9 protein-coding genes are annotated in these 12,102 nt (G+C 41.1%); 8 read left to right on the forward strand and 1 reads right to left on the reverse strand.

What is annotated here, in order from left to right; translation table 11 throughout:
* Positions 1–26 precede the first annotated feature (26 nt).
* The 8 genes from CCK98_RS12950 to CCK98_RS12985 all read left to right on the forward strand — a co-directional run bounded on the left by CCK98_RS12950 (position 27) and on the right by CCK98_RS12985 (position 11,405).
* Entirely contained in the window at positions 27–1,340 is a 1,314-nt protein-coding gene (locus tag CCK98_RS12950) for a multicopper oxidase domain-containing protein (protein WP_218780156.1), read from the forward strand.
* A gap of 40 nt (positions 1,341–1,380) precedes the next feature.
* The gene (gene tatA, locus CCK98_RS12955) at positions 1,381–1,587 is read left to right on the forward strand and encodes a twin-arginine translocase TatA/TatE family subunit (protein WP_088086971.1); all 207 of its coding nucleotides are present in this window, start codon (positions 1,381–1,383) and stop codon (positions 1,585–1,587) included.
* Between the two features lie 175 nt (positions 1,588–1,762).
* On the forward strand, positions 1,763–2,371 hold the full coding sequence (locus tag CCK98_RS12960) for a copper resistance CopC family protein (RefSeq protein WP_179195789.1): 609 nt from the start codon (positions 1,763–1,765) through the stop codon (positions 2,369–2,371).
* A 7-nt stretch (positions 2,372–2,378) separates the two neighbouring features.
* Complete coding sequence (locus tag CCK98_RS12965) at positions 2,379–5,468, forward strand: multicopper oxidase domain-containing protein (protein ID WP_088086973.1); 3,090 nt, start codon at positions 2,379–2,381, stop codon at positions 5,466–5,468.
* Positions 5,423–7,816, forward strand: a complete 2,394-nt coding sequence (locus tag CCK98_RS12970; RefSeq protein WP_088086974.1) for a hypothetical protein — start codon at positions 5,423–5,425, stop codon at positions 7,814–7,816. The genes CCK98_RS12965 and CCK98_RS12970 overlap by 46 nt, the downstream gene beginning before the upstream one ends.
* A gap of 65 nt (positions 7,817–7,881) precedes the next feature.
* Complete coding sequence (locus CCK98_RS12975; RefSeq protein ID WP_088086975.1) at positions 7,882–10,074, forward strand: IPT/TIG domain protein; 2,193 nt, start codon at positions 7,882–7,884, stop codon at positions 10,072–10,074.
* A gap of 200 nt (positions 10,075–10,274) precedes the next feature.
* Positions 10,275–10,532 carry a hypothetical protein gene (locus CCK98_RS12980; protein ID WP_088086976.1) on the forward strand — a complete coding sequence of 86 codons (258 nt, stop codon included), beginning with the start codon at positions 10,275–10,277 and terminating at the stop codon, positions 10,530–10,532.
* A 342-nt stretch (positions 10,533–10,874) separates the two neighbouring features.
* Positions 10,875–11,405 carry a hypothetical protein gene (locus tag CCK98_RS12985; RefSeq protein WP_088086977.1) on the forward strand — a complete coding sequence of 177 codons (531 nt, stop codon included), beginning with the start codon at positions 10,875–10,877 and terminating at the stop codon, positions 11,403–11,405.
* Between the two features lie 69 nt (positions 11,406–11,474).
* On the opposite strand, the gene CCK98_RS12990 is transcribed toward CCK98_RS12985, so the two are convergent.
* A complete protein-coding gene (locus CCK98_RS12990; protein ID WP_179195790.1) occupies positions 11,475–12,074 on the reverse strand; it encodes an anti-sigma factor in 600 nt (199 codons plus the stop codon).
* Positions 12,075–12,102 lie beyond the last annotated feature (28 nt).

The following is a 12,102-nucleotide window of genomic DNA, read 5'->3' on the forward strand; positions in this document are numbered from 1 at the left end:
ATTGGAAAACGAAAAGGAGAAATGATATGTCTTTTTCGAAACCTGGGCACAAAATCCCACGCAGGTCCGTAGCCGGCCATGAAGCCGAATGGGTGAAATCCTTTGATCCCCCCAAAGCAAGTCCACCTACACCGGATTTGCTTAAACCGACGAATCCGGTTCCTGCGTTTGTTGCTGCAAATGTTCCTGGAGCAATAATGGCACTGCCCTATACGCAAAGGGTTCACTTAATGCACGGTACAGACCTGAAAATGTGGGATGGCAAGAAAATTGAATATTTTCTAATCGGAAATCCTGATGTTCCCATGGCTGCGAACGGCACTTTTCCTGGACCAACGATCCGAGTACCACGTGGTGTTGTCTTTCACGGACAAGTGGAAGGTCATGGGCAGCCACCACACACGATCCACTGGCACGGAATTGAGCCTACTGCCATTAACGACGGGGTCGGGCACACCTCGATGGAGGTAGGGGACTACACGTACCAGTGGCAGCCAAACCATATCGGCAGTTATTTCTACCATTGTCATAGAAATACGATCCAGCATTTTGAGTTCGGCCTATACGGGTTCCTAATCATCGAACCACCTGATGCCTATGATCCGAAGGATGGTAAAAATGTCGGAGGTTACCCACGACGTACGGCAGCAAATCTAGCGAATTATCCAGTGTTTCCTGGATTTGTAGGCGGAAATCTCGAGAGCGGTGACCCTCATGCGATGACCGTACCATATGATGTAGAAGCCCTTTGGGTCATTGATGACATTGATTCTGTATGGCGTGAACAGGCAGAGAATGCCCATCAAACCTTTCCTGAGCATGGTGATCAGCCTGGAGTCAATGACGATTTTCATAATAATGACAAAGGAAGTTACGATTTCTTTGCCTTTCATGATTACAACCCTGACTACTTCGTTGTGACCGGTCAAAACTTCCCTGGCCGTGTAGGCGGTGCTGCATCCATCCGCACTGGTGTGACGATTCCCCCTGAATTAAATAGCGGGGTAAAAGGAATGCAGGTTTCAATTAATGCAAAGGTAAATCAAACAATCCTTGTCCGGATGCTCTGTGCAGCCTTTGTCAAGATAAAGGTGGTTTTCACAGTGGATGTTGTCTGTATCGCCTATGATGGACGTTCCCTTGGTGTGCCTCCGTTTGGCAAGTATAACTATCCGTATACCATTAAGGCAGGTACGCCGATTGAAATGAGTACTGCGCAGCGCTGTGATGTCCTGATTCGAACAACAAAGCCTATGAACTCCTATGCACAGGTTGAGTACAGACATCATCTAAGCGATGCCTTTCTATTTAATGGCAGGATTCCGTTTGTAGTTCAATAGAAAAAATGATGAAGCCGACATGAAACAGGAGGGAAAGTAGATGTTTAGTAATATTGGTGTCCCTGGACTAATCTTGATCTTAGTCCTAGCATTAATCGTGTTCGGACCGAGTAAACTTCCTGAGTTAGGGCGTGCGGTAGGAACCACATTGAAAGAGTTTAAAAAATCTACCAGAGAAACCTTGTCCGATTTTAATTTTGAACCTGAAAAAGAATCGAAGGATAAACTTCCCCCTTCTTATCTATAAGATTCATAAAGAACGAAAATAATGAAAAATAGCAGCTTCCCTTAAAATGGGGAGTTTTTTTCAAAGGATAATAGTACAAATGTCGTTGCCAAGTGGATAATCTCATTTGGCAACAATATCGATAGTATTCAGCAAAAAGTATATTTACATGGGAGATAGGAAGGTGGTAGATTCATTGAAAAAATTCATCGTATTATTCTTAGGGGCAATCTTGTTCTTGCCAACGATAGCAAGCGCACATACTCAACTTTCAGGTTCTAACCCACAACAAGGACAAGTTATTTCTGAGGATATCAAGGAGATTTCGCTTACCTTTGAAGGAAATATTGAAAAATTAAGTACGATGGGACTGCTAGAGGGTGATAAAGAAATCCCGCTTAATCAGATCCAAATTCAAGGAGCAAAAATGGTAGGTACCTTAATAACACCCTTAGATAATGGTACATACAGACTTCAATGGAAAATAGCCGGACAGGATGGTCATCCTGTTACTGGTGAAATACAATTTCAAGTTCAAAAGAATCAGTCTGGTCAGTATCCCAATACACCGACAACAAATCAAGAACAAGGATCAACAAGTGAGCAGAATCAAAATCAAGGAACAAATAGTGAGGTAAAAGAAAATCCATCGACTACAACAGCCCAGCAAACTAACGTGGAAAAGGCTGAAATAATCAACAAAGAAGACCCTGAGAAATCATCAAACAACTTAATTGTTATTATTTTTATTGGTTTGTTAGTAATTTTGGTTATCGGATTTTTTCTGTTATTCAGAAGGAAGTGATGAATAGATGGGCTACATTATTCCTATTACTGAATTTGGACATTATTTATTATTTTCGATATTAGTAGGACACGTAGTTTTGCTATTCATTCCCGAAACGAGAAAACCCAAAATTCACATCAGTAAGCCACTATTACTTCTTTGTCCGCTTGGGATTATTCTTTTTACGTTTGCGCCTCTTTTACAAGTTATTCTCTATTTTAATAATAGTGGTGGTTTTCTATCAGCGGTATTAACTGTTCTAACAGATTTTGAGATTGGCAGGGCATGGATATTTATTTGCATTTTAGCTGTACTCCTATGGATTACGATTTATGTAAATGGATCGAGATTTTTTCGTGCTCAATGGTTACTTTTGATGATCTTTGCTATCGGAAATGCCAGCCATGTGGCATCGATAGACTTCTGGCCTGGTGTATTTTCGCATTCTATTCATTTTCTAGTAGTGTCAGTATGGGTAGGTGTTTTACTTCATGTGGGGTGGTTTTCGAGTAATCGAGAAAACTGGTCCAGTTTTTTACGCTGGTTTACACCACTTGCAATCGGCTGCTTTGTAGTCATTATAATAACAGGATTTATGATCATGTTTGTGGTTGTAAATAAAGAACAATACTTAAACAGTTGGCAGGTTCCGTACGGACGGATGTTACTCATCAAGCATATTAGCATTATACCTGTTTTAACCTTTGCGTTCCTTAATGGCTTCCTTTCAAGAAAAACAGTCAAGCTCCCAAGCTTTAATCCACGACCATGGATCAAAGCTGAGAGCCTAACTTTATTAATTGTCTTTTATTGTACTGGTGTACTGGGGACATTACCCCCGCCACATGAAGTTGATGCCACACAGACATTGGCGGCAAATCCGACATGGCTAGAATGGCTACTTGCAAAAAATACGTTTATTTCTGGTCAAGTAGAACTTGTACCAACGATATCTTCCGCTCTATTAATAGTTATTTCACTGTTATTTTTATTTCTTATCCTTATTAGTTATAAATTGATGAGTCATACCCTTGCGATTGTTTTTGGTACTTGTTTTATAATCACCATTTATTTAGGCTTGATGTTTGCGGTTAATTTAGATACCGAGAATTTTACAGCAATAAATAAGGTGGCATCGAATTCCATCGAATCAGATGATCAAATTCATATTCCCATTCCAATTCATACCTCTAGTAAAAACGTTGCAACAATCGACAGCAGCCATTCATCTAGCAACCTAGAAAATCAATCGTCAAAGACAAATGCAAATAATAGTAATATTATTCTTACAAATGAAACAATGAATTTAAACAATCAGTGTTCAAAAAATGCACCAGTTCGTAAATTTACTATCGCCGCAATAAATGTGGACATGGTTTACAACAAATTTGGCGACCACCATCCCTCTGCTAAGGTTTATGCATTAAAAGAGGATGTGGCGAAAATACAACAATCAATTGAGGCCAATCCTGGAAAGCCAGTAAAAGAATTACAGCCTCTTACTCTTCGTGCCAATAAAGGGGACTGCATAGAGGTTACCTTCTCCAATCAGTTAACAGAAAAAGCATCGATCCATATTGATGGGGTAGGTTACGATGTGCAAACATCTGACGGAACCGTAGTTGGATATAATTCCAATTCAACTGCTGTTCCAAATGCTGAGATCATTTACCGTTGGAATACGGAAGAGGAAGGAACTTTCTTTTTTTATAATGGGGCGGATTTGACTTTCTATACGGATCCAACCGGTGGAAAAGGGACCATGGGAGATGGATTGTTCGGTGCATTAATCGTCGAACCGATCGGTGCCAAGTGGACCGACCCACAAACAGGAGGAGAATTATCGAGCGGGTTATATGCTAATATCGAGCTCCCTAATCAACCGGATTTTCGTGAGTTTGCGCTTTTCTTTCATGATGGAGTGGAAGCACTAGGGAAGAATCAACCAGTTGGAACTGAACCTCCCCATACGGACGGTGAACCTGCGGATAATGAAGAAAATCCCGCTGATGGTGGTAAGGACCCTGCTGATCCGGAAAATGATCAGTATGGAGTCGAAAAAGAACTTTATGCAGTCAATTATCGGGCGGAACCTCTAGATGAACGAATGGAAAACGCCATTACGGAAGATGGGAAAGACCCAACGATGTTTTATTCTTCCTGGGTATATGGCGACCCGGCAACGCCAATAACCCCGGCTTACGTTGGGGATCCTGTTAGATTTCGAATTATTGGGGCAAATGAGGAAGAAAACCATGTTTTTCATCTTCATGGGCATCGCTGGAAAAGTGATACAAAGAAAACAAATACGGTAGACTCCGAAACACTTAATATAGGCAGCTCCCAAACTGCCGAACTAACAAATGACGCTGGATATATCCAAAATGGTAAAGGAGCACCAGGCGATTATTTATGGCATTGCCATCTATTCCCTCATTATTTACAAGGAATGTGGGGACTTTTGAGAGTTTTTGATAAGTTGCAGCCTGACTTATTGCCGTTAATGGACCGGCAGCCACTTGCCGAACCAACAAAGCAAAATCCTGGATTCCCGAATTACATTCCTGGGGAGCAGGGGAAACGTGCACCGAAGCCACCAGATCCGGAACTCCGTCCAGCTACGGAAAAAGAAAAAGAAGCTTTAGGAGCACTTGTACCGGGCGCACCTAATTTTGATCGCTGTCCAAAAACGGCACAGGTTCGCAAATATAATGTCGTGGGTATCCAAACGGATATTGTTTACAATACCGAGGGTGATCATGACAAAGATGGGCGGATGTTTGTCCTTGCCGAAGATGAAGCAAAAATATTAAACGGGACTCTAAGACCGCGTCCACTGGTGATTCGTGCCAACGAAGGAGATTGTGTGGAAGTCACCTTGGAAAACCATTTATTTAATGCGGATGAACCTAATGCACTTTCGATGCACATTCATTATGTTGGTTTTGATCCCTTGGGTTCAGATGGAACAGCGGTTGGCTGGAACTATAATCAAGGGACAGAACCAGGAGAAAAATACGCTACCGCTGGTTTGCGGATGAAGAAGGGAACATCTTCTTCCACGACCATATGTCAGCAGGAGAAAAAGGCTTTCATGGTACTTTTGGGGCGTTAATTGTTGAACCAAAAGGCTCAAAATGGCTGCATCCAAAGACGGTTTTGGAAATTAAATCAGGCACTGAAGCTATGATTGTTACCCCGGAAAAAGAGGATTTTCGTGAACAAGTACTTGTTTATCATGATTTTGCAAGAATGTGGGATAAAAACGGGAACTTGCTGCCACTAGAATCCGACCCTTCCAACACACATAAGGCACACGGATATGCGGCAGTCAATTACTCGAATGCCCCATTTTTCAGAAGAAATAATGCCGACCCAGCCTACGTATTTAGTTCATGGGTTCATGGCGATCCACAAACACCTATTATCGAAAGTTATCCGAATGACCCTATTAAGATACGATTAATTCAAGGTGCCCATGAAACGCAGCATAACTTTAATTTACACGGACTAAGTTGGAAAAAAGAATCAGGACAACAAGATTCCGAATTAACTTCTACACAAACGATTGGTATGTCCGAACAGTTCACTATGGACATTCAGCCCAATCCTGTTGGAGTTAGACAGCGTGATTATCTTTGGTCTTCACAGCCAATTGAAGATTTGTGGAGCGGTTTGTGGGGATTTGTCAGGGTTTGGGGTGAACAGAATACCAACCTTAAAAAGCTGCCGGATCGAGTCGAGGTTAAGCAAAAGATTGACATGAATAAATTTAAGAAGATGAAAAAAGAAAGAACTGGCCTACAGAAAGCAAGAGGTATGGGCCAAATTTGTCCAAAAACAGCCAAAATAAAAACATTCGATGTGACCGCATTTATGAAAGACATTGTCTACAATAAAGCGGGAGATCATGATCCATATGGACTTATGTTCGTTTTAACGAATGATGTTTCTGCAATAAGAAACGGTACAAAACCAACAGAGCCTTTGGTTATTCGGGCCAATGAGGGAGAATGTATCAGGATTAGGTTGAAAAATAACTTACCAATAAACCCGCCAGAAAATAAGAATGATCCTGCCCTGCTAATGGCTAATCAAGTAGATTGGAAGAACTCTAACCGCGTAAGTCTGCATCCGCAAATGGTTCAATATGATGTTCAAGGGTCTGATGGAGCAACTATTGGCTATAATTATGATCAAACCATCGGTCCAGGTGAAACGATTTCTTATGAATGGTATGCAGATAAGGAACATGGCGGAACGATTCTATACGATTATGGAGATATCCGCAGTCATCGATTGCATGGTGGATACGGAGCATTGATTATTGAGCCGAAGGACGCTGTCTATCGAAACCCTAAAACAGGTGAATCGATCCTGTCAGGTGCACTTGCTGATATTATTGTGCCGAATAAACCTGATTTCCGAGAGCAGGCGTTAATGTTCTCTGATGGTCTCTTTACGATTGGAAAAGATGGAAGCGCGCCAACACCAGGGGAAATAGATCCAAAAACAGGTGAACATGCGGATCTGGAGGACCATGGAGAAAAAGGAATTAATTATAGTTCGGAGCCTTTTAAACATCGCCTTGCTAACAATCCTGATAAGTCATTGATTTTTAGCTCAGTGGTGCATGGAGACCCATCAACTCCTATTCCAGAAGCCTATATGGGTGATCCTATCAGACTACGTGTGATGCAAACAGCAGATCGGTCGAGGGGAAGTGTCTTCACTCTACACAGTAATAAGTGGCGCTATCAGTGGACTGATCCGAATTCCAAGGTGGTGGGAAGCCAAGGTTCGCTTACACCAGGAGAATCGCTTGATATTATACCAATTCAAAAGGAAGGCTTTTTTAATCCAGCAGGTGATTATCTATACCGAGAAATGAAACTTAGAAGATACCTAGAGGGGGGATTATGGGGAATCCTCCGAGTTCATGACCAACCAATAAATCAACTTCTTTCATTACCGGACCGCCTCCCGAAAGCTCCGATCAATGTTAGGAAGGGGACCAAACCAAATTCAATTAATTGGGACATGACTGAAAGCAAAGATATAGTTGGTTTTAACATCTACAGAAAAGCAATTCCGGAAAAGGCCTTTAAGAAGGTAAATAAGGAGATTAATAGAAGTGGTTCATTTACAGAAGAAGAAATACTGCCACTTCCAAGCTACTCCTATTCCATTAGGTCTGTAGATAAGTATGGAAATGAATCACTCAATAGTAAGGAAATTATTGTGAATATAAGCAGGATAAAAACCAAAGCAAGTCAAAAGGAAGATCTAGTTAAAGTAGAGACTAAGGTTCTTAAAGCCCTTAATCAGTTTGTTGAGATAAAAACTGAAGAGGATCCACAAATAGAACGCAGCTATCAAATGACCAAAATAGAGGTAGATAAAATAGGAAAGGAACTCTCAGGGTTCAACAAAGCAGTTGAAGAACGGGATAAGGTCAGTTAAGTGTGGTAATCCCCTAATTCTTCATTATATTTACTAATTTCAATTGAAAAGGCGGGCTGCAAAAAATGGAATCTCGAAAGATTAAAAATGCAAAACAGAAAATTTCCAACAGAAGAAAGTCAGCAATCAAGCGGTTATTCCTTGTTACGTTAACCGTTTTGATCACGTTAAGTGGTAGTATATTTTGGGCAGAGGCTGAAACTGTTCCAATGGATTTCCCTAGATTAGCCAAGGTCGGTCCAATCCACGAAGATAATGGATATCCAGTCTGGTATAAGGATTCAAAAGGTACTCGACTGCAGCTTTGTTTAGATGTAAATGATCCATTATGTGCTTTGGATCCCGCAGAAATACCTAATCCAGCCGCACCCATTTCATTAAAAAATGGTAATTTTCCAGTTGAAGCCTTTTATCAGCTGGCTAGTTCTACAATTGACCTTCCGAATGGAGGCAGGGCTGTAGCCACCTTTGCACTTGAAGCGGCATGGGCAAATGAGATCGCGCAAGATGGTGACCAAATCGTATTCGGAAGGGTCCGTCTAAGGGTTGATGGGTTGGTGACAGGGAAAGAGTACACGATCACACATCCCTATGGTGTCGATAAATTTGTAGCAGTAGAAGAGGATGAAGATACACCAACTGTAGGTGAAGTAAGATTTGTAGAAGACATTGGTATTTCAGGTGGATTTGAAGCTGCAAAGAAAAGCCGTATTGGTACCTTTTTAGAATGGGATAAGGGTGCACCTGAAGGCTATATCGGTGATCCGAACGTAGACCATAAGATTACCGGTGGTATCAATAATCAAAACATGTTCAAAATTGAAGGGCCAGGGATTGGTAAAGGTGCACCTGTAGCTAATCAATGTCCAGTAAAAAGTGACAACTGTATCCAAACAGATTTATTTAGTTTAATGGGGAAAAAGGCCACAACAGCAGGTGTGGATATAGCTCGGGCTACATATAGCCGTACAACAGATGGAGGAACGATAGATGTTTTTGCCTCTACAGAAGAAGAAAAAGCTCAAACCATCGAAGTTAAAGGAGTAGGAATTGATCCAGTTGTAATGGAGGGTTCAAGCGGGCAATATTTTACTCGTGTTGCGTTTAGCGGAACCACACCGAATATTACAGTAACGAATACAAGTGATAATCCAGACAGTGTCAAAACGATAACACCTGTCGACAAAATCACCGCAACTGCAACTTATGAAGTCAATTCAAAAACTTTAGTCATTACCGCAGCATCGAGTGATCAAGTTGCATCACCGATCCTTACGGTATCAGGTTTCAAGCAAACGGTACCTCAAGAGGGATTGACGATGAAAAATCCATCTTATGTTCCACCTAATATAACAGTCACCTCTTCTAAAAATGGTACTGTTACTGTGCCTGTTACCATTACGGATGTTCCGGTAGCACCTGCACCTGTTGCGAATGCAGGAACGGAACAGACAGTGCAACCAGGCAGTGATGTAACACTTCAGGGTGCAAATACTGGGGGTGAAGTAACTTCGATCCTTTGGGAACAAGTTTCACCTGTGGCGCCAAAAGTTGAATTAACTGGTGCAAATACGTTAAACCCTACTTTCAAGGCGCCTGCCGAGGGTGGAGAGTTTTTATTTAAATTAACCCTTACAGGGCCAGCTGGAACTTCAATGAGCACGGTCAAGGTAATTGTAACTAGCCCAGAACCAGACCCAGATCCAATCCCAGACCCAGTTCCTACACCTGTCGCAAATGCAGGTGCCGATCAAAGTGTGAAACAAAATACTGTTGTCACGCTAGATGGCAGTACCTCAACAGATGCAACCACATACACCTGGAAACAGACAGGAGGTACGAATGTTACACTAAATTTAACGAATCCAGCTAAACCAACTTTTACGGCTCCGAAAAAAATGGAGAACCTGACTTTTGAACTTACTGCAATTGGGGCAGAAGGTAAGAAATCAACTGATGAAGTTACAATTTCCACTCAACCCGATAAACTGACCGTCACCACTGCAGAATATAGAAAAATTGGTAAAAGATGGACTATTAATGGAACGTCAGATATATTTGGGCCAGGTGTAAAAGTTTCCATTTATATTGGTGATGCAGTCCCAGCAAACTTGCTCACAAGTGTGAATGTAAATAACAGAGGGGCTTTTACTTTCACTACTATTAATTCAGCCAAGTCCATAGTTCAAGGGGGAACTCTCACACTGGTCTCTACTTCTGGTGGAAAGTTAACAAATGTGGCGGTAACAGTTAAGTAGTTTTAGGACATTGTAAAAATTTGGTAATTGTCAATGTACTAACTTTCATTAATATGAAATAGGTAAATCTAAGCAATCTCTTGCTGGAAAGGTACTAATATTAGTATACTTTCCGGCTTTTTTTATTTGGGATACACCATCTTTAAAGAACGTTCCATTCAAAAGGTGAATATAATATTTACAAGGAAGGGTGGGTGCACATGTTTTTCTGTGGGTTAGTTCTTATTGGGATGGTCATTCCATTCATATTAATGAAAATAGATTCTAGATTGGTAAACTGGATCCCAGCGGTATTCTTTTTAGCAGCAACAATCATAATGGGTGCGAAGGCGGTATTTTATCCAGGTGAAGGAATGGGTGATTTAGCTGAGAGAATCTATTTTATGATGTTTGGATCCGTTGCGATTGGTTCCATTATTGGTGGGACAATCGTTCACTTTATAAAAAGTAAAAAATAAACGCGCTCTTTCCAAAAGATTGTAGATTCTTAAATTCGCCCATAGAAGCACTAGATTCGCCCATAAAACCCAAAAATTCGCTCATAAAGCCCTCAGATTCGCCCGTAAACCTCAAAAATTCGCCCATGAATGGGATAAGTCGTTAAATAAATCATAAATGCCCAAAATCGGGTGTAATTTTATACTAAATATCATTTTGATGAGGCTCCCCTTGAGTGATAACAACATGATTTACGAAAAAAGCAGAATAAATAATAAAATTTGAATTTCCTTCAAACCGATTGGGATTTATCCTCGTTACCTTTAACGAAGAACCAATAAGAATGAAGGAGTTGCATGTAAATGAAAAAGCGTTTAAAAGTATTACTTGGGATGTCAATTATGTCGATGTTTTTGTTTGGTGCAGTTGCATTCGCAGCAACAGATTTTACACTACTGGGATTTTCTAAAGTGGTCGCAGAAAGGAAGATTGAGGCAGGGGCAGCTGCAAAACTAAGTCACAGCGGAATTAAAATTCAAATTCCCGAAGGAGCTTTTACCCACGACGTCACGTTTCAAGTGCTTGAAGGGGATAATAGTAAATTCCAAAAGGTGGCTCCTTCTGGAGAAACCGTGATCATGAATTTCGCGTTTAGAGTCATAGATTTAGAGACCGGTCAGATAATAGATAGATTTAATAATAAACAACTCACGTTCAGCTTTAAAGATAAGGATATTAACAAGGGAAGTATTTACTACAATTTCAAAGGTGATGGGACGATTGCAAATAACAATGCACAATCAGTGATCGATGGAAGAACGTTAACTCATCCGGTCGGAGCTGCACCTGTAGGTTGGTTTATTACATCACCAACGGAAAGTATTAATAAATAAGCAATAAGAAACTTATACTTAAATAAAAAGCCCATGATTCTCAGTCTGAGATTCATGGGCTTTCTTCATTTATGTTCCTAGAACCTTTTTGCCACGTGGTTGGGTTCCATTGGCATCTGGTTCGAGTGAAATTCCTATCGCATCAAAAGATATTTCCTTGTTCAATTGGTAGGTCAGGTAGCCATTGCCCTCTTTATCCACATGGAAGGTCCCGGCACTTTTTCTGTTTCCATCATCAATGAGCCACACTTGATAAGCCTCAGAGCCCTTGGTATTCGCCAGTCCTTGGGCCTGAAAAACAAGCTGTTTTTTATCTCCTTGCTTGTAAATTAATGCCTGCCCTTGAGCAGAATCTCCTGCAGGATTTGCTGTTTTTAACGCGTATACCTGGATAACCTCGGCTGGAGTTTGCGTTTGTTCCGTTAATTCTGTTACCTGATCTCGGAGATTTATATTGTTCCAAATGACTCCTCCAAAGCAAAAGAGGAGAGCGGCGGCAGCCAATCCATAAAGAGAGGAGCGAATTCGGACTAATTTCTTTTTTGATCCATTTTGATTATTCCTTACAATCACAGTCTGGGAAGTGTTTTCAGGAGGGAAGATGGCGTTCATCACTTCATCCTTTAAATCAACAGGTACCTCCACTTCATCTAATTCATAAGGGAGCATAGTCCACGCCTCCTGCAGATCTTGTATG

The sequence above is a fragment of the Bacillus sp. OV166 genome, assembly GCF_900177675.1.
Lineage (GTDB): Bacteria > Bacillota > Bacilli > Bacillales > Cytobacillaceae > Neobacillus.

Coding starts and splice junctions, on each gene's coding strand:
- CCK98_RS12990 (WP_179195790.1), bottom strand. CDS start 12,074: ATGCTCCCTTATGAATTAGATGAAGTGGAGGTACCTGTTGATTTAAAG.
- CCK98_RS12980 (WP_088086976.1), top strand. CDS start 10,275: ATGTTTTTCTGTGGGTTAGTTCTTATTGGGATGGTCATTCCATTCATA.
- CCK98_RS12975 (WP_088086975.1), top strand. CDS start 7,882: ATGGAATCTCGAAAGATTAAAAATGCAAAACAGAAAATTTCCAACAGA.
- tatA (WP_088086971.1), top strand. CDS start 1,381: ATGTTTAGTAATATTGGTGTCCCTGGACTAATCTTGATCTTAGTCCTA.
- CCK98_RS12970 (WP_088086974.1), top strand. CDS start 5,423: ATGTCAGCAGGAGAAAAAGGCTTTCATGGTACTTTTGGGGCGTTAATT.
- CCK98_RS12985 (WP_088086977.1), top strand. CDS start 10,875: ATGAAAAAGCGTTTAAAAGTATTACTTGGGATGTCAATTATGTCGATG.
- CCK98_RS12950 (WP_218780156.1), top strand. CDS start 27: ATGTCTTTTTCGAAACCTGGGCACAAAATCCCACGCAGGTCCGTAGCC.
- CCK98_RS12965 (WP_088086973.1), top strand. CDS start 2,379: ATGGGCTACATTATTCCTATTACTGAATTTGGACATTATTTATTATTT.